This window comes from Emticicia sp. 21SJ11W-3 (assembly GCF_024138715.1).
GTDB lineage: Bacteria > Bacteroidota > Bacteroidia > Cytophagales > Spirosomataceae > Emticicia > Emticicia fluvialis.
Window position 1 is genome coordinate 4,816,509 of record NZ_CP092074.1, and the last position, 21,752, is coordinate 4,838,260.

The 21,752-nt window shown below is 41.7% G+C and carries 21 protein-coding genes; 10 read left to right on the top strand and 11 right to left on the bottom strand.

The genetic code is table 11. From position 1 onward, the window contains the following. Positions 1 to 1,053 (bottom strand): alcohol dehydrogenase catalytic domain-containing protein, encoded by a 1,053-nt coding sequence (locus MB380_RS20390; protein WP_253531058.1) that lies wholly within the window; start codon positions 1,051 to 1,053, stop codon positions 1 to 3. Positions 1,054 to 1,331: 278 nt separating this feature from the next. Between MB380_RS20390 and MB380_RS20395 the strand changes: the two genes are divergently transcribed. The 4 genes from MB380_RS20395 (at position 1,332) to MB380_RS20410 (ending at position 6,696) form a co-directional block, all read left to right on the top strand. After that, positions 1,332 to 2,990 (top strand): amino acid permease, encoded by a 1,659-nt coding sequence (locus MB380_RS20395; RefSeq protein ID WP_253531061.1) that lies wholly within the window; start codon positions 1,332 to 1,334, stop codon positions 2,988 to 2,990. Then, positions 2,987 to 3,385: an NUDIX domain-containing protein gene (locus MB380_RS20400; protein ID WP_253531064.1), complete on the top strand. Its 399-nt coding sequence runs from the start codon at positions 2,987 to 2,989 to the stop codon at positions 3,383 to 3,385. Before MB380_RS20395 ends, MB380_RS20400 begins: the two co-directional genes overlap by 4 nt. Before the next feature lie 35 nt (positions 3,386 to 3,420). Continuing rightward, on the top strand, positions 3,421 to 4,863 hold the full coding sequence (locus MB380_RS20405; RefSeq protein ID WP_253531066.1) for an APC family permease: 1,443 nt from the start codon (positions 3,421 to 3,423) through the stop codon (positions 4,861 to 4,863). A gap of 222 nt (positions 4,864 to 5,085) precedes the next feature. Further along, entirely contained in the window at positions 5,086 to 6,696 is a 1,611-nt protein-coding gene (locus MB380_RS20410; protein ID WP_253523758.1) for an IS1634 family transposase, read from the top strand. A gap of 140 nt (positions 6,697 to 6,836) precedes the next feature. On the opposite strand, the gene MB380_RS20415 is transcribed toward MB380_RS20410, so the two are convergent. After that, positions 6,837 to 8,303 (bottom strand): tagaturonate reductase, encoded by a 1,467-nt coding sequence (locus MB380_RS20415; RefSeq protein ID WP_253531068.1) that lies wholly within the window; start codon positions 8,301 to 8,303, stop codon positions 6,837 to 6,839. 222 nt (positions 8,304 to 8,525) lie between these two features. Here MB380_RS20415 and MB380_RS20420 point away from each other — a divergent pair, with 222 nt between their 5' ends. The 3 genes from MB380_RS20420 to gatC all read left to right on the top strand — a co-directional run bounded on the left by MB380_RS20420 (position 8,526) and on the right by gatC (position 10,475). Then, a complete protein-coding gene (locus MB380_RS20420) occupies positions 8,526 to 9,281 on the top strand; it encodes a TerC family protein (protein WP_253531070.1) in 756 nt (251 codons plus the stop codon). A 66-nt stretch (positions 9,282 to 9,347) separates the two neighbouring features. Next, positions 9,348 to 10,085 (top strand): 1-acyl-sn-glycerol-3-phosphate acyltransferase, encoded by a 738-nt coding sequence (locus tag MB380_RS20425; RefSeq protein WP_253531072.1) that lies wholly within the window; start codon positions 9,348 to 9,350, stop codon positions 10,083 to 10,085. Positions 10,086 to 10,184: 99 nt separating this feature from the next. After that, positions 10,185 to 10,475: an Asp-tRNA(Asn)/Glu-tRNA(Gln) amidotransferase subunit GatC gene (gatC, locus tag MB380_RS20430; RefSeq protein ID WP_253531074.1), complete on the top strand. Its 291-nt coding sequence runs from the start codon at positions 10,185 to 10,187 to the stop codon at positions 10,473 to 10,475. Here the strand turns inward: gatC and MB380_RS20435 are convergent, their stop codons facing one another. The 3 genes from MB380_RS20435 to lipB all read right to left on the bottom strand — a co-directional run bounded on the left by MB380_RS20435 (position 10,476) and on the right by lipB (position 12,943). Then, entirely contained in the window at positions 10,476 to 11,072 is a 597-nt protein-coding gene (locus MB380_RS20435) for a DUF6962 family protein (RefSeq protein ID WP_253531076.1), read from the bottom strand. A gap of 79 nt (positions 11,073 to 11,151) precedes the next feature. Beyond that, positions 11,152 to 12,060 carry an ROK family protein gene (locus tag MB380_RS20440; RefSeq protein ID WP_253531079.1) on the bottom strand — a complete coding sequence of 303 codons (909 nt, stop codon included), beginning with the start codon at positions 12,058 to 12,060 and terminating at the stop codon, positions 11,152 to 11,154. A gap of 130 nt (positions 12,061 to 12,190) precedes the next feature. Then, on the bottom strand, positions 12,191 to 12,943 hold the full coding sequence (lipB, locus tag MB380_RS20445) for a lipoyl(octanoyl) transferase LipB (RefSeq protein ID WP_253531082.1): 753 nt from the start codon (positions 12,941 to 12,943) through the stop codon (positions 12,191 to 12,193). Between the two features lie 20 nt (positions 12,944 to 12,963). Here lipB and MB380_RS20450 point away from each other — a divergent pair, with 20 nt between their 5' ends. The 3 genes from MB380_RS20450 to MB380_RS20460 are packed head-to-tail and all read left to right on the top strand — an operon-like array spanning position 12,964 to position 14,820. Then, positions 12,964 to 13,422 carry a GNAT family N-acetyltransferase gene (locus MB380_RS20450; protein WP_253531085.1) on the top strand — a complete coding sequence of 153 codons (459 nt, stop codon included), beginning with the start codon at positions 12,964 to 12,966 and terminating at the stop codon, positions 13,420 to 13,422. Between the two features lie 16 nt (positions 13,423 to 13,438). Further along, positions 13,439 to 14,014 (top strand): peptide deformylase, encoded by a 576-nt coding sequence (def, locus tag MB380_RS20455; RefSeq protein ID WP_253531088.1) that lies wholly within the window; start codon positions 13,439 to 13,441, stop codon positions 14,012 to 14,014. 8 nt (positions 14,015 to 14,022) lie between these two features. Then, positions 14,023 to 14,820 carry an amidohydrolase gene (locus MB380_RS20460; RefSeq protein ID WP_253531090.1) on the top strand — a complete coding sequence of 266 codons (798 nt, stop codon included), beginning with the start codon at positions 14,023 to 14,025 and terminating at the stop codon, positions 14,818 to 14,820. On the opposite strand, the gene MB380_RS20465 is transcribed toward MB380_RS20460, so the two are convergent. The 6 genes from MB380_RS20465 to MB380_RS20490 form a co-directional block, all read right to left on the bottom strand. Beyond that, positions 14,821 to 15,543, bottom strand: a complete 723-nt coding sequence (locus tag MB380_RS20465; protein WP_253531092.1) for a hypothetical protein — start codon at positions 15,541 to 15,543, stop codon at positions 14,821 to 14,823. A 45-nt stretch (positions 15,544 to 15,588) separates the two neighbouring features. Continuing rightward, positions 15,589 to 16,020, bottom strand: a complete 432-nt coding sequence (locus MB380_RS20470; RefSeq protein ID WP_253531094.1) for a DUF2141 domain-containing protein — start codon at positions 16,018 to 16,020, stop codon at positions 15,589 to 15,591. Positions 16,021 to 16,193: 173 nt separating this feature from the next. Next, the gene (locus MB380_RS20475) at positions 16,194 to 17,045 is read right to left on the bottom strand and encodes a LytTR family DNA-binding domain-containing protein (RefSeq protein WP_253531096.1); all 852 of its coding nucleotides are present in this window, start codon (positions 17,043 to 17,045) and stop codon (positions 16,194 to 16,196) included. A gap of 2 nt (positions 17,046 to 17,047) precedes the next feature. Further along, on the bottom strand, positions 17,048 to 17,665 hold the full coding sequence (locus MB380_RS20480) for a rhomboid family intramembrane serine protease (protein WP_253531098.1): 618 nt from the start codon (positions 17,663 to 17,665) through the stop codon (positions 17,048 to 17,050). A gap of 6 nt (positions 17,666 to 17,671) precedes the next feature. Next, on the bottom strand, positions 17,672 to 18,646 hold the full coding sequence (locus MB380_RS20485) for a polyprenyl synthetase family protein (protein ID WP_253531101.1): 975 nt from the start codon (positions 18,644 to 18,646) through the stop codon (positions 17,672 to 17,674). Positions 18,647 to 18,748: 102 nt separating this feature from the next. Further along, positions 18,749 to 21,556 (bottom strand): response regulator, encoded by a 2,808-nt coding sequence (locus MB380_RS20490; protein ID WP_253531106.1) that lies wholly within the window; start codon positions 21,554 to 21,556, stop codon positions 18,749 to 18,751. Positions 21,557 to 21,752: the final 196 nt, after the last annotated feature.

A 21,752-nucleotide genomic window follows, 5' to 3' on the forward strand; every position in this document is an offset into this window, starting at 1 on the left:
TTACAAATTCGGATTAATACTCACTTTCAGGGCTTCGCCAGATTCCATCAGGGTAAATGCTTCCGTAATACTGCCCAGTGGCAGCGTATGGGTTACTATCTTATCTGCCGGAAAATCCTTTTTCTGAACCAAGGCCGTGGCTGCCTGAAAATCACTCATTTTTTCTGAATAAGACCCGCTGATGCGTAGTTCTTTGTAATGCAGATGATTGGTATTAAGCATAGCAAAAGGATTGGTTTTTGGTAAACCGCCAAAAAATTCCACCCTGCCTGCTTTTCCGGCTATCTCCAGGGCATCGGCCTGTGCCTGTGCTACACTCACGGCTACAATTACCACATCATAACCCAATCCGTCGGTTAGTTCCAGTGCCCTTTCAAGGTGGCTGCCTTCTTTTTCGGCTTTTACCACGTGGTCAATATCAAAAGTAGTTGCCTTATCCAGCCTTGTTTGCATGACATCATACATATCTACCTGCTGCGCCCCCTGATACCGTGACACCAGCGCGTGCATCACGCCTATTGGCCCGGCACCAATAATGGCAACTTTGTCTTTCAGGCCTACTTCCAGCCTGCCTCGGCCGTGGGCGTTTATTACACAGCCCAAAGGCTCGGCAAGACTCAGATGCCCTGCGGGTAATTCTTCACTTACTTTAAACAACTGCCTGCGGCGCACAGCTTTGGCTGGCACTTTCATAAAAGGTGCAAACGCGCCGTCGAGATGATACGACATCGTAGTACGGCTTTGGCAAAGGTTCTCTCTTCCTGCTTTGCAGTAACGGCATTCGCCACAAGACAAAACAATGTACATCAGCACTCTGTCGCCCACCTTTATATCAGTATCCGTACTTCTTGACTCCAACACTCTTCCGCAAAATTCATGGCCTAATATACGGGGCGGTGTAATTTTCTTATCTCCGTGCCGGTAAGTGCGTAAATCTGTTCCGCACACATTACATGCTTCAATTTCAAGCAGCACTTCGCCATCCTCCAAAGTCGGCATGGCTACCTCTTCTATTATTATGGCTTCTTTCCCTTTGTAAACTGCGGCTTTCACTTTAAAATCTTTAAAAATTGACAATCATTTTTAATCCAACTTGTCTATACAAGTCAACAATTACAAATGTAAGTTTCTATTGAGCCACAGACAAGGTTTTTAGAATAAAATTTCAGAAATAGATGCTTTACAATCATTAATTATTTGAAAAAACGTATATAAAAATAACCTTACTCCGATAAAAATTTTGCTTTTAATAGATTAGTATTATCTTTTTTTCGATAGTTTTGAAAAATATACCATAACAAACTCATAAAAACCTAAATATCTAAACACCCATGAGTAATTCGCTTTTTCGCAGGAAAGATGTCAGTAAAGCAATTCAGGAATCAGAATCGGGCGACAAAAGCCAATCACTGGCACGCATTCTTGGCGTAAGAGACCTTACAGTGCTGGGCATAGCGGCCATTATCGGTGCTGGTATATTCAGTACAATAGGGCTGGCCAGCTTCAACGGTGGCCCTGCCGTATCACTTCTTTTTGTATTTGTGGCCATAGCCTGTGTATTTACAGCGCTTAGCTATGCACAATTTGCCTCAATGGTACCCGTTAGCGGTAGTGCCTACACTTATGCTTATGTTTCGTTTGGAGAAGTACTGGCCTGGATTATCGGCTGGGCGCTAATTCTTGAATACGCCGTATCTAACATGGTAGTGGCCATCTCTTGGTCTAGCTATTTTGTATCTATGCTGGCTGGTTTCGGCATAAAATTTCCTATGTGGCTGGCTATTGACTATACCTCTGCCAAAGAAGCCTACCAGGCCGTTAAGGCAGGCGGCGCCGGCATAACCAGTGGCGATCAACTTCTGGCAACGGCCTTTAGCGAAGCCCCAGACCTGGGTTTCATCAAGGTTATATTTAATCTTCCTGCTGGTCTTATTACAGTTCTTATTACCTCTCTTTGTTATATTGGTATCAAAGAGACGCGCAATGCCAGCAATATACTGGTTGCATTAAAAATGGGTGTTATTCTGCTTGTTATTCTGGCAGGCGCCTTTTATATAAAACCGGAAAACTGGTCGCCTTTTGCCCCCAATGGCATAGAGGGCGTTTTAAGTGGCGTAGCTTCCGTTTTCTTTGCATTTATTGGTTTCGACTCTATTTCTACTACTGCCGAAGAAGCCAAGAATCCTCAGAAAGACTTACCAAGAGCCATGTTGCTCTGTCTGCTTATCTGTACTGTATTATATGTGCTGATAACCACCGTACTTACCGGTATGGTTAACTATAAGGAACTAAACGTGGCCGACCCCCTTGCCTATGTTTTCTCAAAAGTAGGATTTGATTTTGTAGCCGGGGTTATTTCAGTAAGCGCCGTGGTGGCTATTACCAGTGCCTTGCTGGCCTATCAGATTGGCCAACCACGCATCTGGATGGCTATGAGCCGCGATGGGCTGATAGGTAAAAAATTCGGCGAAATTCACCCTAAGTTCAAAACACCTGGTTTTGCTACCATAGTTACAGGCTTTTTGGTAGCGGTGCCTTCGCTTTTCTTCAAAATGAGTTTCTTTGTAGACCTTACCAGTGTGGGTACTTTCTTTGCCTTTATTCTGGTTTGTGCCGGCGTATTGTATCTCGACACCAAAGGCCTAAGCAAAGATGCCAAATTCAAGATTCCTTATATTAATGCCAAATACCTTACTGCCTTGCTGATGCTGGTTGCATTATACATGACCTATAGAAATGGAAACCTGGTACAACATCTGGAAGCGAGACCCCTGCTGGTAGTATTCTGGCTGGTATGGCTAACCCTCTCTGTGTTTAGCTTTAAGCATAATTTCTCTTTATTACCTGTGTTGGGTATCTTAACCAACCTGTATCTGATGACAGAACTGGGCTGGTCTAACTGGCGCATGTTTATTATCTGGATGTTATTGGGATTGGTTATTTATTTTACTTACGGCTACCAGAACAGTAAGCTGGCCAAGCAATCATGAAAAAGATTGATAAACTTGCCTGGATACGCGTAGAAAACAGAAAGATATTAAGCACCAGAAGCAAAGGGAAAGATGTCTTTTATTTTCCGGGCGGTAAAAGAGAGCTTGACGAAAGCGATGAAGCCGCATTGCTGAGAGAAATACAAGAAGAACTAACCGTTGATTTGCTGCCGGATTCTTTACGTTTCTTCGGAAAATTTGAGGCACAGGCACACGGCCATGCAGAAGGCACATTGGTTATAATGACCTGCTACGAAGCAGATTATAAAGGAACCCTGACCCCCGCCGCTGAAATTGATGAAATTGCCTGGCTTGGTTACGCTGACAGGCTCAGAAGTTCTGCTGTTGACCAGCTCATTTTCAGATACCTGAAAGAGCGTGACTTAATAGATTAACCGACATTCTATCAATAAACCTTAACAAGAAAAAATTGGCAAATTTTAAGAAAGAAATCCGCCTTTACGATGCTGTGATGCTCGTGTCGGGGTCTATGATTGGCTCCGGAATATTCATTGTCAGTGCTGATATTGCACGGCAGGTTGGTTCTTCGGGTTGGCTTTTGGCATCCTGGTTACTGGCAGGTGTACTAACCATGACAGGCGCCTTATGCTATGGCGAACTAACGGCCATGTTTCCGCATGCCGGCGGGCAATATGTATTTCTTCAGAAAGCCTATGGCAAACTAACGGGTTTTCTTTACGGCTGGTCTTTCTTTGCCGTTATCCAGACAGGTACCATTGCAGCAGTTGCGGTTGCTTTTGCCAAGTATTCGGGTGTGCTTTTCCCTGATTTTATCAGCGATAAACACGAAATTTTTGTTTTAGGTGATACTTCTTTTAAACTTACAACGCAGCGTTTACTGGCTATTGTAAGCATCATTATTCTTACTTATGCCAATACCAGAGGGGTAAAGGAGGGCAAGATTATTCAGAATATATTCAGCACTACCAAACTCGGAGCCATTGCCATGCTCATTATTCTGGGCTTTATTCTCGGAGCCAATGCCGACATTATTTCGCAGAATTTCTCTCATATATTTGATGCAACCAGCACCGCAAAAACAGGTGACGAGTGGGTAACTACGGCCATAGGCGGATTTACAATTATTCTGGCTCTGGGCGTAACACAGGTAGGAACCTTGTTTTCAAGTGATGCCTGGAACGGATTAACATTTGCCGGAGATGAGGTGGTAGAACCCAGAAAAACTATTCCGAGAGGACTGGCCATTGGCACCATGCTGGTAACTGTTCTGTATCTGTTAATGAACGTGGCTTATCTTTGTATTTTGCCTCTGAAAGGAGACCCTAACGGCACTGATGTGCTCAGCAGAGGTATTCAGTTTGCCAGCGAAGACCGTGTGGCTGCAGCCGCGGCCAATCTGATAGGTGGCCAGGGCTTTTCTATTGTAGTGGCCTTGTTAATTATGATTTCTACTTTCGGGTGTAACAATGGCCTTATATTATCGGGGTCAAGGGTTTATTATACAATGGCCAGAGATGGACTATTTTTTAAGAATTTCAGTAAGTTGTCTGACAGAGGCGTACCCAAAAATGCCCTTTGGTGGCAATGTTTCTGGGCTAGCTTTTTGTGCCTGACAGGTAAATATGGCGACTTACTTGATTACCTGATGGGCGTGGTTATTTTGTTTTATGCCTTCACAATATACGGCATCTTTATTTTACGCCGCAAAATGCCCGATGCCGAACGCCCAATCAAAGCGCCGGGGTATCCTGTTATTCCAATGTTATATGTAATTGTGGCTTCGGCCATTGTTCTGATACTAATCAAAGAAAAACCACAATTTACTTATCCGGGGCTGGGCATAGTTGCGCTAGGCATACCGGTATATTTGTGGTTTAACCGGAAATCGTAAAAAGCTTATGTTTATATATACAAAAAGGCGGGAGAATGAATCTTCCGCCTTTTTGTATATCTGTTATTACGTTCTTTTTTCTTAAGTTTGACAGTTGTTTTTGGAAAAAGCTCTTGGATGGCTAACTGGGGGCTATTTTGGCTATTTTTCGGAAAAAGTGTAGAGAGCCGATTGTGTTTTTGTCTATTGACATTCAAAGCTATATGGTTGTAATTTTGCATTATGGCATATTTGAAAGTAGAGAGAAAGCAATCAGGCACTTATTTGCGCATTTTGGAGAGTTTCCGAAATGGGTCAGGGAAGCCTAGTTCGAGGGTTTTGTATTCTCTTGGTAAGGTTGAAGATTATAAGCCTGAAGAACTTCGTAACATTGGCATCAGATTTTACGAATTAGGTGGAGGAGAGTTGAAGACTATTTTGGAAGGGGACCTAATCGAATTAGGTCGATACAATTATGGTTATCAAAAAGTATTTGGTTATGCCCTGGAGCAGTATGGGTTAAGGCTTCTTTTGGATCGTCTTCAGCAAAAGAGCAAGCTTCAGTTCAGTCTTTTTGACAGTGTATTTCTGATGCTTTTGGAACGACTGCAAAGCCCTTGCAGCAAACGCAGCAACTTTCAGCATCGTGATGAGTACATAAACCTTCCCGAATTGTCATTACAGCACTTGTATCGGGCTCTGGATAAGTTGGCTCAGTATACTGAGTTAATCCAGCAGCAGATTTTTCAAACGGGTCGGAATCTTTTCAATCAAAGCCTGGATGTGGTATTTTATGATGTAACGACCTTCTACTTTGCCAGCGAAGTTGAGAAAGAAGGACAACTTAGACAAATGGGTTTTGGTAAGGATGGCAAAATAGGTAAAACACAAGTTCTTTTTTGTATGCTCATAGACCACCTGAAAAACCCTATCGGTTATAGGGTTTTCAAAGGCAACACCTATGAAGGGGATACTTTTAGGGAAGCACTGGGCGACCTTAAAAAGCGATACCAGATTGACAAAGTAATTGTAGTAGCCGATAGGGGGATGCTTTCAAAGAAAAACCTGGAAATAACAAATAGCAAAGGCTACGAATTTATCATTGGAGAACGTTTGAAAAGCCTGCCCCAAAAAACGCAGCAAACCCTACTCGACTTAAAGAATTACCATCAGCAGTGGATATACAAAGATGCTACCGGACAAGATGTTTTGATTCGCTACACCACATTAAAACAGGAAGGCAAGACCTTTATTACTACCTACTCGGCAAAAAGAGCGGCCAAAGACAAGCAAGACCGGGAAGATAAACTACAGCACGCACAGCACCTCTTGAAGAACCCTTCGAAAATCAACAATAAAGCCACCAGATTCTTCTTAAAATCAGATGAAAACCAGAAATATAGCCTGAATGAAGAAAAAATAAAGGTCTCCGAAAAGTATGATGGGTTTTTAGCTATAAGCACCAATAATCAAAGCATGCCGGTAGCCGAAGTTCTGGACCAATACAAACAACTATTCAAAATAGAACATAGCTTCAGAACCTTCAAATCCCATCTGGAAACCAGGCCCATGTTTCACTGGACAGACCAGCGAATCGAAGGACATATATGCCTGTGTTACATAGCCTTCGCCATACAAAACTTTGTCTTACAAAAAATTAACCGCGATAAAAATGTAATCACTGAAAAAGGGTTGAGGGATACCCTTGACAAAATGCAAGTAAGCCTGATAGAAAATAACGGAGCCAAATCTTATCTAAGGTCTATGCCAACAGAAAACGAAAAAACTATCCTCCAAAAACTGGGCTTAAAACCAATATTACCCATACAAACGCAAGCAAAGTTTAAAATCTGAACTCGCACTCCAAATAACGGTTTGTAGAGAGCCGATTGGATATTCATGTACCTTATTATCAGCCACTTATCCCAAAATCGTGTCAAACTCAAGTGAATCTTCCGCCTTTTTGTATATCTGTTATTACGTTCTTTTTTCTATCAGGCATATACGTTCAATGCTGATACCACCTCTTTCACACCAATCATTTGCATATTAGAAAGGTGCGTGGTTACATTTTCGGCAAATCCACGTAGTTTGGTTAAATCACTTCCCCACAAAGCTTTGTTCGATAACACCTTATTCACCAACTGTTCTGTTGCGTTCTTCTGCCACAGTTTATAAAAATAGGCAGCCGAATCACACTGAATCAGATATAACTCTCCGTCTTTTTGTCCGTAATATTTGCCGTTTTCTTCTTTTATTGCTTTCATAAACAATAAATAAGCAGCAAAACCACGTGCAAAGTATTGAGGAATAGTATTAAACTCTTTATAATAGTTAAGCAATAGCGGAATGTTACGCATACGCATCTTCATGGTATATTGAAGCGTAATGCTAATCCATTGGTGTTCCAGATACGGGTTACGGAAGCGGTCGAGCACCTCTCTGCCATAGCGCTGGCAAACCTTTGGTTCTATTTTGTAAGGAATCGCCGGCACAATCTCGGTTGTCATCAGAATGGTGATAAACTTCTCCATCAATTCGTCAGCCAATGCTTCCTTAACTGTTTCAAAGCCAGACAAATACGCCATACCGCACATCAGGGTATGTGTACCATTCAGCATCCTTAGCTTCAATTCGCGGTATTGCTCTATGTTTTTTTCTATCTTCACACCCGGGTCTGCTTCATAGAAAGACAAAACGTCTTTCACTTTGTCATCGCCTTCAATAGCCCACAGGCGGTAAACCTCTGCAATAGTCAGCAGGTCATCTTCATACCCCAGCTTATCAAACAACTCTTTCAGTTTTTCACCTTTGGGTTTACCTGGCACAATTCTGTCAACCAACGAATTACAGAACCTGTTTTCGGTATTAAGCCATTCGATGAAATCTTCAGGTAACTGATTAAATGCACAAAGTTGCAGAACAATCTCTTTTAGCTTGTCTCCATTACCAACTATCAGTTCTGTTGGCACTATAACGGCACCTGGCAAACCGGCCTGAAAGCGTTCATACAGCCAGGCAGTCAGTTTTGCCGGAAAAGAAGCCGGAGGTGTTTGCAAAATGCTTTCTTCTACATATTGCAGGCCAACTTCTGTAGTGTTTGAAATAACAATTTCAATGGCCGGGTCTTTGGCAGTTGCCAGAATATCAGACCACTGGCTTTGCGCCGATAACACACGGCTGATAGCCGAAGAGATGATGTTCTCTTCTTTTGGCGCACCCTTGTCAATACCTCTTACACAAATTGTATACAGGTTATCCTGCTCAGCAAAAGTGTCAGCTCCACCTGAATCCGTTGATTTTACAACAACAATCCGGCCATTAAATATTCCTTCTTTGTTAGCTTTATCAATAAAATAATCGCACAAGCCACGAAGCAAAACACCTGTACCAAATTGTAATACTTTTTCAGGAAGTTGAGTTAAAGCGGGCTCGGTAAGTAAAGATTTATCAATTTTCATTAAGGTCTACGTAAAATAGATTATTAAACAAAAATAGACATTACAGGTTCTTATATCAACTAATATTCAATTTAATTCTAATACTTTTTTGCGGCGACCTTTGTACTCATCAGGTTTTTAGACATTTAATTAGTATTATATTATCCATTTATCAAGTTCAGGCTTGTCATAAAGTATAAAAACCAATAATTTCGCCCACAATTAAACCAATATAAACCGTTAATGGAACAGATTCTAACAACCGCAGCGTTGACAAGCATTGTTACCCTTACCCTTTTAGAAATAGTATTAGGGGTAGATAATATCATTTTTGTATCTATTATTTCATCCAAATTACCCAAGGGCGAACAAAAGAAAGCCAGGCGTATCGGGCTTATTATGGCAATGGCCATTCGTATTGCCCTGCTTTTTGTTTTAGGCTGGATTCTCAGACTCGAAAAAGAGTTATTTAACCTGCAGGATATAGGCCTGCCGTGGAATATCGGCTTTAGTGGCAAAGACCTTATTTTGTTGTGCGGTGGTTTATTTTTGTTGTATAAGTCAACATCAGAGATACACCATAAACTTGAAGGTCAGGAAGAAAACGTTTCGGGTAGCAAAACAGCCTCGAAACTGTCGAGAGCCATTATTGACATTGCCGTTATCAATATGGTATTTTCTATTGACTCCATCATTACTGCCATTGGTATGACCAACAACATAATAGTTATGGCCGTTTCGGTGGTGTTATCAACCGTTGCCATGCTTCTGTTTGCCGGAAGCGTAGGAGAATTTGTTGAAAAACACCCGACAGTGAAGATGCTGGCACTGGCGTTTCTGGTAATGATTGGTACACTGCTGGTGGCCGAGGCCTTTAAAGTACACGTACCAAAAGGCTATATTTATTTTTCAATGGCTTTCTCATTTTTTGTAGAAATTCTGAACATCAAAATGCGTAAAAACAGTAAGCCTGTTAACCTACACAAGGACATAAAATAAACTGATTTTTTTTCAGGGGAATAGATTAAGCATATATTTGTAGAATCATTCCCCTGAATATTACCCATGCACCGTCTTAAAAAACTATTATCTCAATTATACACAGGCTGGTGCCTTTTTTGGTTTGTATTAATCTTTCTGCTGTTATATCCGGTTGTTTACATTAGCCTTCAAAAAGAAAACTGGAAAGTTGTGGCCCATCATTGCAACCGTATCTGGGGGCATATCTTTTTCTTTCTGGCGGGCATGCCTGTAAAGATTATTTATGAAGCCGAAATAGACCCTAAAAAGACCTACGTTTTTTGTGCCAACCACTTCAGTTATCTTGACATTGCCCTGATGGGCACCGTACTCAAAAATTACTTTGCATTTGTAGGCAAAAGCTCCGTAAAAAACATACCCTTGTTTGGTTATATGTTTACGCAGCTGCATATTCAGGTAGACAGAAGTAGTAAAGGTAGCCGTACCAAAGCCTTAACCCGTTCTATAAAAGCGCTGAAATCTGGTAGAAGTATTATGATTTTCCCGGAGGGGGGCATTCATTCTACCAGTTTTCCGCAGATGGTTCAACCATTTAAAGACGGGGCCTTCTCAATGGCCATTGAAAACCAGGTTCCTCTGGTTCCTGTTTCGCTGGTAGATAACTATAAGGTAATGCCTGAAATACTGATGTGGCCTCACCAGATACGGGTGGTTTTCCATGCCCCGATAGACACAACAGGTTTAACAAAAAAAGACCTGTACGACCTGAAAACACAAGTTTACGGCGTTATTCAGGGCACATTAGATAAATATAAAGCCTAAAGCTCATCATTTTTAAGTATTAGTCTTACATTTGCACCGCCCGTAAATAAGAGTTTTTCAGCTACATTATTACGGTTTAAATATTGCAGAAAAAACAGTATGAAAATAGAACAACAAACTGTAAAGAAAATAGCCCATCTGGCGCGTTTGGAACTAACCGAACAGGAAGAGGTAAAAATGGTAGAGGATTTATCTAAAATTCTTGACTGGATGGATCAGTTGAAAGAGCTGGACACAACCGAAGTTGCACCATTAACCCACATGAGCGAAGAAGTGAATGTGTTCAGAGAAGACGTGGCTAACAACCAGCTTTCGCGCGAAAAAGGTCTTAAAAATGCACCTAAGCAAGACGGCGAATACTTTCTGGTACCTAAAGTAATTGAGCAATAATCAGTAAGCCTGCTGCTGTGCCGCCCTGCCAAAACAAAGCAGGCTTATAGCCAGCAGGTAATGGTAAAGATTGGTACTGTCTATAAAACTGTTTGCCATAAAGTTCTTATTGAAAGTACCGGCAATAAGCGCTACCACAGCTAAAAGCAGCCATACAGATGCCTGCTTTGCCACTCTAAACAACCCCCATAGCCCGGCTAAAAATACAACAGGTATTGAAACCGTCAGAATTGTATTGAGCAGCGCATAATTTTCGGTTAGTCTTACTACGCTAAAAGTTACCAAACCTAAAGCCAGAACCTCATATACCGGTAAAGCCGGCATTGGTTTTCTGAGCGCCAGAAACACACTGGCAAACACCAAACCAAATGCCCCGATGGTACCTGCCGTATGCTGAAAAAGTTCAGATATTTTAAACGCAGAAGGCATCACCCCCAAAAAACGAAGTGTACCAAACAAAGCAGCTAAAGTAACAGACAAAACAAAGGCACCCCAGCTTAAGCAAACAGGCAAAGGAAGCCTGAGCAGATAGCGGAAAAACACAAAAATGCCCGTTAGTGTCAGCACAGCGTCTGATATGGCATGAGATAGTTCCATTGGCTGAGTAAGGTGGTTAAAAATCATAAAAAAAGGAAGTACCCCTTAGAATACTTCCTGCAAAATCTCTATCCAAAAATCAGAAACACAAGCTTGCTGCACCCAGGAGGCCGGCATCATTGCCCAATGTTGCTTTTCTGATACTTAAAGTCTTCAGGTAATAAGGTGTAAGCCAGTATTCCAGCTGTTTATTGATTGACGGCATGATATAGTCAAATGAAGCAGATAAGCCACCACCAATCAGAATAGTAGTAATGTCAAGGATTCTAATCATAGACACCAGACCACTGCCAAGCATTTCTCCTACTTCGTCGAATATCTTTTGTGCCAGCTCATCGCCCTCTGCTGCTGCCGCTACCAAACCGGTGGTTGAGATTGTACCGTCTGCAGGCAATTGGGTTTTACCGTTATAGTTTTTTCGCATGGCGTTGGCCAGGTCAAGCAACTCATTTTTACCTATATTACGTTCTAATACTTTGCCGTGTTTTGACGGAATATGACCAGGCTCCATTGCATTACCGCCACCGCCTTTAAATACCTGCTTGTCTATAATCGCTGCTCCGCCGATACCTGTACCCAGCGTAACCATGATATAATCTTCCGGGATATCGCCTTCGCCAAAGTAGTATTCGCCCAAAGCCGCAGCGTTTGCATCATTCTCAAGGAAGAAATCATGATTCGGGAAACGCTCTTTCAAATCCGGAATAATCGTTATACCGTTTATTTCAGGAATGGCAGTAATTTCAATTAATGTAGAACGGTCTCTGGTTATCAGACCCGGAACACCGATCCCAATTTTCTGCACGGTTTTATTTTCTGTTAACTGAATAGCAATAGCATCGCCCAAGCGTTCTATAAAATGTCCTGATTTACGCCAGCTTGCAGTATCATGACTATAAAAATTAGAAAGTTTACCTGTTTCTGATTCAACAATGCCCATTTTGACATTTGTGCCGCCTATATCAATTCCCAAATATTCAGTTGCCATTTATTATAGTTTTGTTATTTTATTCGGTTTAAGTATCCTAGTTTATAATTTTCAACAGGTGTTTTCATATTTCCCTCAAAATTAAAAATAAATCTTAATCAAGATAATTTGTAGCAAGGAAATATTACAATTATACGCTAATCAGGGCAGATTTATCCCCGTCAGATACCTCCCATTCCATTTCAAACAAATCAGCCAGATGGCGCTTTAGTTTTTCGGCCACTTCGTCTATTTCTACCAGGCGGCCCAGTTCCAGAGCCAATGAGGTTACGGCCTTGTCGTCAATACCGCAGGGTACTATATTACTGAAATAATCCAGATCGGTGTTTACATTCAATGCAAAGCCGTGCATGGTTACCCATCGGCTCGACTTCACGCCCATTGCACATATCTTACGTGGATTCTTCTGTTCTTTATAATCAATCCATACGCCTGTCAGGCCGTCAATTCTTCCGGCATCAATACCAAAATCAGCCAGTGTACGTATAATTCCTTCTTCCAGTAAACGCATATATTTGTGTATATCGGTAAAGAAGTTTTCAAGGTCAAGTATCGGATACCCCACCAGCTGGCCCGGCCCGTGATACGTGATGTCGCCGCCACGATTGATTTTATAGAATCGGGCTTCTTTCGCTGCAAGTCCCTGCTCGTCCAGCAGCAGGTTTTCCATTTTTCCGCTTTTGCCCAGCGTGTATACGTGCGGATGCTGGCAAAAAAGCAGATAATTGTGTGTAAGTAATTGTTGCTCAGGGCTAAGACTTCTGTTTTTTACTTTCAGGTCTATGATTTCGGCAAAGAGTTTTTCCTGAAAATCCCAGCCATTCTGGTAGTCAATGAGACCTAAATTAACAAACCTTACTTTTTTATTAATAATATTATTCATCAGTTTTGTAACTTTGTGATATGAATACAGGTGCAAATGTAACGATTCGGGTAGGAACCATTGCCGAATGCATAGCAATTTCTAAGCAAATCCCTGAATTTATGCAGGGAAACTATGAAGAAAAAACCTACGAAGAACGCTTATTTAACACCAGATTCCTGATTTTAGTTGCGCTTGCCAACCAAACACCTGTAGGGTTTAAAGTAGGGTATCAACGCGATAACGACGGCAGTTTTTACACATGGCTGGGAGGTGTTTTACCAGCTTACAGAAAGCTACAGATTGCGCAGAAACTGGCCGACCAACAGGAAGCATGGGCCAAAGAGCAGGGATTTAATGCTATTGTGCTGAAAACCCGCAACCGGTTCAGACCCATGCTGACATTTGCACTGAAAAACGGATACTGCATTGAAATGGTTGAACCAAAAGCAGAAATTGAAGATTATAGAATTATTCTCCGTAAGAAATTAGTCACTTAGCATTTTTAAGAATACAATGATTTATCCAATATTAGCCTATGGCGACCCGGTTCTGAGAAAAGAAGCACGTGATATTGTGCCGGGTGAAATTGATGTGAAAAAACTGGCCGAAGACATGTTTGAGACCATGTATAAGGCATCGGGCGTTGGGTTGGCTGCACCGCAAATCGGGCTTGACCTACGCATTTTTGTAGTAGATGGCACCCCGATTAACGAAGGAGCCGAAACTGACGAAGATATTGATGAGTCGCTCATAAATTTTAAAAAAGTGTTTATCAATGCCGAAATCATTGAAGAAGACGGCGATGAATGGGCCTATGAAGAAGGATGCCTGAGCATACCGGGTATCCGTGCGGATGTTTACCGCCCTGAGTTTGTAACCATCAGGTATTTTGATACCGACTGGGTAGAACATACCGAAACCTTTGAAAGCATGGCTGCCAGGATTATCCAGCATGAATATGACCACATTGAAGGTATTCTGTTTACAGACCTGATTACGCCTCTGAAAAAACAAATGCTGAAGAAAAAACTGGCCAATATTACTAAAGGTGATGTGGATGTAGATTATCGCATGAAATTCCCTAAGTAATCAATCAGATGGCTGAAACTACCACCGCCCAACAGGATTTAAGCGTTACGCTTGTGCAAACCCATTTGTACTGGGAAGATGCCACAGCCAACCGTGCCATGCTGGAAGAGAAGATATTTGGTATAACAGCGCCTACTGATATAATTATACTACCTGAAATGTTTACCACTGGGTTTACTATGGCTCCGGCCAAGGTTGCTGAGCCCATGAACCTGCACACTACCCGCTGGATGCAACAGATGGCTGCCCAGACCGGGGCCGTAATAACGGGTAGTGTGGTTATAAAAGAACACAATAAATTTTACAACCGCCTGCTTTGGGTAAGCCCTGATGGCCAGGTTGACACCTACGATAAACGCCACCTTTTCAGGATGGGCAACGAGCATGAGGTGTATAGTGGTGGCTCTCAAAGGCTTATCAAAGAACTGAAAGGCTGGAAAATCTGCCCGCTTATTTGCTACGACCTCCGTTTCCCGGTCTGGAGCCGCAACACCAACCTTGCGTATGATGTTCTCATTTATGTAGCCAACTGGCCTCAGGTCCGCATGTATCCGTGGGACTCCCTGCTGGTAGCACGTGCCATAGAGAACCAGAGCTATATGGTAGCAGTAAACCGTGTTGGCCTTGATGGAAACGATGTTCCACATGCAGGGCATTCGGCTGTTATTGATTTCGCGGGAAATGTGTTATTCCGCGAAGTTGACCACGAAATACTACATACACATACGCTCAATAAAACAGCTTTAGACCAATTCCGCCGAAACTTCCCTGCGCATCTGGATGCCGACAGTTTCAATATTTACTAATCAGGCTTCCTGTAAAACCGGTTTTACGGCTTTTACATTAAACTTCAATCTGTACTTTTTCAGTATTCTGGCAGCAACTACCCCTATTGCAACTCCGGGTAAAACCCAGGTCAGTATAAATACAAAGGCGGGTGTGCCGGCAGGCAAATATCTGGGTACAATGTTTACGCAAAAGGCCGTTAGCGCAGCCGAGTAAGCCCCCATCATTTTGCCTCCATGCCCTAAAAACCAGTGCATTTTCTCGGGTTTCTGATACCCGAGGTAAATTTTCAAATCTCCATAGGCATTAAAAAGGCAAACTATACCGAAGATGGCAAAAAGAATGGCCAGTCCATTGAATCCCTCCGGATGCAGAAATCCATAAACAGAATAGCCCAACATTACCACACCGCACAAACCCACGGCCCAGGCAGCAACCCAGTCAATTAATTGCGGAACAATAGCCTTTTTCATACTCAATAACCTTTTGCCCGAAAAATTAGGGTAAAAACTAATGATGCCTATTGTAAGAAAGAACTGATACTTCAATTGTGCGGGGTAAATAACAAAGAAAACAATAGTAGTTACAAACACCCCCAGCATAGCCCAATAGAATATCTTACCACTTATGTTATGTGCCTTTTTGCCCTTTTCGGCTATCATAGCTACCAAGCCGGTAGATAAAGAAAGGAATCCGCAGATAACGTGTATTACCAAAAAGAAATTGAAAATTAGCTTTTCCATAGTTTTGTATTTTTCTAAATTGAAAGAATAATAAAAAAAGGCTTATCAGAATGCCATCAGACCAATAGCAATTATTTTGTTTTCATTTACATCAAAGGCGCATTGGTCAAAGTTCGGAGGCCCCATCAGCATAGTTACGTTCGAGAACCCAAAAGGCTCTGCCGGCATTTCTCCGTTCATGTCCAGTTGTTTATTATCGTTCAGGTCCTGATACAACACAATGGCATATTTACCTTCCAGTATATTCTCAAACTTTAAAGATACCTCACCGGCAGGGGTTACTTCTGCAATGGCAGATTTGATACCCCCTCTCGGGAAACTACCAGCATCATTGGTGATAGAAGCATAAACTTTGCCCTGGCGCAACTGAATGCCGTTTACTACTACGGTAACACTATATTTGTTTTGTGCAAAAGAAATAGTAGAAACAAGACCAAGAATGGTTGAAAAAGCAATGGTTCTGATTAGATTCTTCATCGGATTGATTGATTTAAGTTCGTGTTTTTGATGACACAAATGTATATCAGACCAATAAATGACACCAAATGAAAGGGCTGGTTATCAATCCTTTGGGATGTTTGACAAAGCAGAGGGGAGATTGACAGGCTTGAGGGAAGAATGACAAAGCCGGTTGTTTTAACCGCTAATGATTATTTAAGTTTATCGACAATTTCAGAATACTTGCGGGCTACAGGAATAGTCAATTCAAACAGTTGCAAATGCAATTTATACCCCTGGGCATTACCGGTTACCTTCTCAACCTTGCTGAGATTAACAATGTAAGACCTGTGGCAACGCACAATAGCGGGCTGGTTTATCTGGTTTTCTAAACGAGTGAGACTACTTCTCAGTAAAACTTTTTGAAGGGTTTGTGCCTGATTGTAGACTACAGTAGAATAATTGTCTGATGACTCAATAAAAAGCAAATCGTCAGCTTTCAGCTCTAAAACATCTTTCTCGTTTTCGGCTATCAGTTTTAAAGTAATTCCTTTTTCTTCTTCTTTTGTGGTAGCATTAACTGCTTGCACTATGATAGTCTGATTATATTTTTTAAGCTGAATAATATAGTTAGACATTACCCCGAAAGAAATGGGTATCAGGCCAATTAGCGCTACAATAAAGAACATTGCCAGAAAGCCCGTAACTGAAAACGGAACATAGCTGAAAAAAAAGCTGGAATACAGCATATTGGCAATTGTAATAAGCGCAAGCAGCAGCAATATATCTGCAATTTCTTTCCAGACAACCCATACTTTTTCATGGTAGACACGCGGAAAAACCGAAGGCAGAACAAACCGATGTATAGCTGTGCAGATACTGACAATAGCCCCAAAGCCTGTCAGTACCCAAATTTTATAAGGATGCTCCCATTCGCTGAGGCCAAAAGGCTGAAAAATGATAAAAAACAGGGCTACGCCGCTTCCCTCTGCCAAACTTTTCCAGAAACGGTTTTTTCCGGACTTATGGTGAAAAGGATACGGCTGCTGTAAGATTTTAAACATTACTAAAAACTATTGGCAATTTTGCTGATGAATAGCGTAATGATAGACGGATACGAAAGCGTAACAAATACAACACCCCACAAAGCACCGTAGATGTGCGCCGTATGGCCAATGTTGTCGTACTGTTTTTGAGCCATGTATCTTGAATACAATAAATACAAAATACCAAATATCCAGGCCGGAATTATAGGAGGCAAAGGAATAAAGCCCATTTTGGCAGTGGGCTCAAACATAATAAAGGCAAAAACTACCGAGGCTACCCCGCCCGATGCACCAAGCGCATTGTAACCCGAGTTATTTTTCTTCCTGAAAGTATCTGGTAAATTGGCTACTATAATGCCCGTCAAATAAAGTAACAAATAAAAGAATCCGGCTTTGGCACCGAATATAGCGCCAAAATATGCCTCTACGCCGTCGCCGAATATGTACAAACTGAACATATTAAAGAACAAATGCCCGAAGTCGCCGTGCAAAAAGCCCGAGGTGAGCAATCGCCACCACTCGTTGCGGCGGTGTACTGTGTAAGGATTAAGGATATACTGGTACGTCAATCTACTATTGCTGAATGCAGCAATACTTACTACCGACGTAACAATAATAATAATAATGGTTATAGACATTGCGGTTTAGTTTTCGCGTTCAATCAGCATTTGTATCAATTCCAGCAAGGGCTGTTTCTTTTCAGCCGGAGCCTCCAGTTTCTCAAGGTCTTTCAGCCCTCTGTTAAAGTAATCGTTCATTCTGGCCTCAGCCAGTTGCCTGATGCCAAGCGAATCATAAATGGTAGTTACTGCCGTAACCTTTTCATTTTTATCAAAAACCGGGGCTGCAAGCCATTGGTGCAATTCTTTCTCTTCTGCCCTACCCTTGGCCTGTGCAAGTGCTTCTATCAATAAAAACGTTTTTTTGTTTTCAATTATATCTCCGCCTACCTGTTTGCCAAATTTCTCCGGGTCGCCGTACACATCAAGTATGTCATCCTTCAGCTGAAACCCTATACCCAGATTGGTACCTATTTCAAACAATAATTTTGTGGTGGTTTGGTCAGCTTTGGCTATCATTCCACCTAATTCAAGCGCAAACCCTAATAAGACAGAGGTTTTCTGCCTGATCATCTCAATATACTCCTCTTCCGTTACATCGTTACGGGTAGCAAAGTTCATATCCTGCTGCTGGCCTTCGCATACTTCGGCTGCTGTGCGGTTAAATCTTTTAATTACCTGCTTAAATATAAGGTCGTTCACGTCAGTCAGTAATTCATAGGCACATATCAGCATTACGTCACCAGAAAGAATAGCTACATTCGGGTTCCATTTTTCATGAACAGTTGGTTTTCCACGCCTTAAAGGGGCTGCATCCATGATGTCGTCATGCATCAGGGTGAAATTGTGGAATACCTCTACCCCAATGGCCGGGCGAATGGCTTGTTGCCAGTTATCTGAGAATATATGGGTAGCCATAACCGTAAGTAAAGGGCGTATCCGCTTACCGCCGATAGACATCAGATAATCAATGGGTTGATACAACTCTGCCGGGCTATCGCCATACTGCAGATTCCTGATTTCGTTATCAATGGCGCTAAAAAAAATCTTTGTGGGCATCTTTTTTGTAGAAGTAAGCAACAAAATAAATTAAACTTGGCAACACTACCAAGTTGCAGGCATATATAAACCTGTAAATTGCAATGGTTTAGCAGATAAACGCTATTCGCCGCCCAGATATTTCTGAATAACCCGAACTACTGTGTCTTTTACAAATGGCTTGGTTATGTAATCATCCATTCCGGCGTCCAGACATTTTTCTTTTTCACCTTTTACTGTTCCGGCTGTTAAGGCTATAATCGGTACCCGTTTTTCAGGGGTTTCCATTTCACGAATCACCTGGGTTGCTTCCAGCCCGTTCATTTCAGGCATTTGCATGTCCATAAATATTATATCCGGATTTTCAGCCTTAAAAATTTCTACGGCTAATTTTCCGTTTTCGGCCTCTAAAATTCTGCCATAAGGAAAAACCGACTTAAAGATGGTTCTGGCAAAAAGCATATTTACTTTGTTGTCTTCCACCACTAATATGGTCAGGGTTCGTGAGTCGGTATATTGCAGTGGGTTGGGCGTATCAGACTTTTGAACCTCCTCAATTGACTTCCTTGCTATATTCGACATCGCCTCAAATACCCTCTGCATAATTACAGGTTTCACCAGCCTTTTCCTGATATGTAATTTCTCGGATTCGGAGTTGATGTATTCATGGTTATTTGAGCTGTATATCAGCATAACCGGTAGCTTTCTGGCATGATACTTTGGCTCGTGCCGTAAAATGCGTACGGTATCAAGGCCATCCAGAAACGGCATGTGGTAATCAATAATGAGCAGGTCAAACTTTTTACCTCTTTCTAACATCTCCAGTACTTCCTGACCGTTCACTGCTTCTTCATAGCTTATTTCGCGTAAATCGAGCATGCTTTTCAACAACGTACGGTTCGTCTTATTGTCGTCAGCAATTAAAACCCTTTTAAACAAATCCAGGTTTTCCCATACGTCAGGCCCTCCGGCTTCTGATTTAAGCTTCAGGTCAAAATAAAAAGTTGTGCCGCGGTTCAGCTCGCTTTCAACTTTCAGGCCACTGTACATTAGAGCCAGTAGTTTATTAGAGATAGTGAGCCCCAGACCTGTCCCACCAAACTTGCGCGTGGTAGAGGAGTCTTCCTGCGAGAACGCATGGAAAATCCGTTCCTGATTCTGCGGTGCAATGCCAATACCTGTATCTTTTACGGTAAACCTGAAGGTATTCAGATTATGCTTTACATCGCCCAGAACCTCCAGTTTTAATTCTATTTCTCCGGTTTCTGTAAATTTAACTGCATTACTGAGCAAATTAACCAGAATCTGTTTTAAACGAACCACATCTACCCAGATGTATCTGGGTGCATTAGCCGGAATATTGAGCAGCACTTCCAGGCTCTTCTGGCTTGCCTGAAAAGTAATAATATCTGTAACCTGGGTAAGCAATTCATGAATATCAGTCTTTACGGCCACTATCTCCAGCTTTCCTGCTTCAATTTTAGAGAAGTCCAGAATATCATTAATGATATCAAGCAATGTATTGGCCGACTGAAAAACGGTAGACATATATTGCTGCTGTGTATTATCCAGTTTGGTTTTCATTAGCAAATCAGTAAAACCGATTACGCCATTGAGGGGTGTCCTGATTTCATGGCTCATATTGGCCAGAAACTCCGACTTGGCCTTGGCACCCTGTTCGGCCTCTTCTCTGGCTTTCCGAAACGAATAAACAAACCTGTAAGAAAGAATAAGCGCCTGAAAGAAAATAAACCCAAAATACCCAAAGAAAAGATAATAGGAAGACGGCTGTATATAACCAAAATAACCCAGGATATTCAGCGCCACTGCCAGGCCTAAAGAAGACATACTCAGCATGGCAAATACAGAGCCTTTTTTCTTATGAATAAATGCCTGTAGCGCCTTATATAAATTATAAGAAACAAAGAAAAGAATAATAAAAAAGAACCCCTGCGAAATATACGTAATGAAATAAACAGGCGATACAACAAGTGAGATAATGTAAACTATACAAATAAACTCTACTACGTCTATCACAACATTTTTACGCGGATACAAGGCCTTGAGGAACCTCGCAAACAAATAAATGCAAAAGAATATGGTAAAGTATTCAAGAAAGAATGTAATCCGGAAATCAATGCCGGGTATGGCCTGATTAATGTAATAAATTTTATCTACACCTATAAGTCTGTAAATGTAAACCAGACAATAAAGGGCAAAGTATATCACAACGGGGTCTCTCTGCCCTAGGAAATAAAGCCCGAAGAATATCAGGGAAACCATCAGCAGAATACCCGTCAGAATCAGCACTATTGAAAGCTCGGTTATCCAGAGGTCTTCCATAAACTGATTACTGCCCAGTATGATTGGCTGCGAAAAACCACCACGGTAATGGTCAAAATTTGCCACCTGCATTACCAGGTGCAGGGTGTCTGACTGCACCATATACATCTTCTTAACCGGTAGCCAGTAAGGGCTGTAGGTTTCTTTAGAAGTACCCACCACCCCGTTTTCAGAAAGTTCCTGGCAGTTAATCCATATTTTATAGCTCGAATAAGCTGCCGGTATAAAAAAAGATATCTGGGGGTTTTTCTTGTGGTCTATATAAATTTTAAGTGTATAGGTGGCGTAGCCAAATGCCTTGAATGGTTCACCCAGTTGTTTCAGGTTGTTCCAGATAGTAGTTTGCGGTATGTAATAATCAGGCCTGGTATTGGTTGCCTGCCCGGGGGGTAACAGCTTGTTCCAGTAGAAGCCCCATTCGCCTGAAAGGTCGATATGGTTATTATTGTGAGAAAAATCTGCTTTACGTAAATCTAATTCACCAGATTTAAAAGGCTGCGCAAATGCAAAAGAAGACAGCCCTAATAAGATAACTCCTGTCAGGGCTAATGCAAAGCATTGGTTGATGTACCGAAAACAACTAATCATCTACCTTATAAATAGTTTCTGGCCTTTTAACAAAACCGGTTTCCCCCACCTGTGCTCCCTAAATGCCTGTTTGAATATCCTGTTAAAGTATATACTTCCGAGCCGGTATCCGAATACAAGTTAAAAAAAATCTTATTGAAAAATACGAGTAAAAAAACAAATCACTTTCTACCATATTTTGGGTCACTAATTAACA

Excerpts from the sequence above, each read along its gene's own strand:
- MB380_RS20435 (WP_253531076.1), bottom strand. The coding sequence starts at position 11,072 with ATGGAACTATCTCATGCCATATCAGACGCTGTGCTGACACTAACGGGC.
- MB380_RS20480 (WP_253531098.1), bottom strand. The coding sequence starts at position 17,665 with ATGTCTATAACCATTATTATTATTATTGTTACGTCGGTAGTAAGTATT.
- MB380_RS20400 (WP_253531064.1), top strand. The coding sequence starts at position 2,987 with ATGAAAAAGATTGATAAACTTGCCTGGATACGCGTAGAAAACAGAAAG.
- gatC (WP_253531074.1), top strand. The coding sequence starts at position 10,185 with ATGAAAATAGAACAACAAACTGTAAAGAAAATAGCCCATCTGGCGCGT.
- def (WP_253531088.1), top strand. The coding sequence starts at position 13,439 with ATGATTTATCCAATATTAGCCTATGGCGACCCGGTTCTGAGAAAAGAA.
- MB380_RS20420 (WP_253531070.1), top strand. The coding sequence starts at position 8,526 with ATGGAACAGATTCTAACAACCGCAGCGTTGACAAGCATTGTTACCCTT.
- MB380_RS20465 (WP_253531092.1), bottom strand. The coding sequence starts at position 15,543 with ATGGAAAAGCTAATTTTCAATTTCTTTTTGGTAATACACGTTATCTGC.
- MB380_RS20410 (WP_253523758.1), top strand. The coding sequence starts at position 5,086 with ATGGCATATTTGAAAGTAGAGAGAAAGCAATCAGGCACTTATTTGCGC.
- MB380_RS20395 (WP_253531061.1), top strand. The coding sequence starts at position 1,332 with ATGAGTAATTCGCTTTTTCGCAGGAAAGATGTCAGTAAAGCAATTCAG.
- MB380_RS20470 (WP_253531094.1), bottom strand. The coding sequence starts at position 16,020 with ATGAAGAATCTAATCAGAACCATTGCTTTTTCAACCATTCTTGGTCTT.
- MB380_RS20415 (WP_253531068.1), bottom strand. The coding sequence starts at position 8,303 with ATGAAAATTGATAAATCTTTACTTACCGAGCCCGCTTTAACTCAACTT.
- MB380_RS20475 (WP_253531096.1), bottom strand. The coding sequence starts at position 17,045 with ATGTTTAAAATCTTACAGCAGCCGTATCCTTTTCACCATAAGTCCGGA.
- MB380_RS20460 (WP_253531090.1), top strand. The coding sequence starts at position 14,023 with ATGGCTGAAACTACCACCGCCCAACAGGATTTAAGCGTTACGCTTGTG.
- MB380_RS20425 (WP_253531072.1), top strand. The coding sequence starts at position 9,348 with ATGCACCGTCTTAAAAAACTATTATCTCAATTATACACAGGCTGGTGC.
- MB380_RS20485 (WP_253531101.1), bottom strand. The coding sequence starts at position 18,646 with ATGCCCACAAAGATTTTTTTTAGCGCCATTGATAACGAAATCAGGAAT.
- lipB (WP_253531082.1), bottom strand. The coding sequence starts at position 12,943 with ATGAATAATATTATTAATAAAAAAGTAAGGTTTGTTAATTTAGGTCTC.
- MB380_RS20490 (WP_253531106.1), bottom strand. The coding sequence starts at position 21,556 with ATGATTAGTTGTTTTCGGTACATCAACCAATGCTTTGCATTAGCCCTG.
- MB380_RS20450 (WP_253531085.1), top strand. The coding sequence starts at position 12,964 with ATGAATACAGGTGCAAATGTAACGATTCGGGTAGGAACCATTGCCGAA.
- MB380_RS20440 (WP_253531079.1), bottom strand. The coding sequence starts at position 12,060 with ATGGCAACTGAATATTTGGGAATTGATATAGGCGGCACAAATGTCAAA.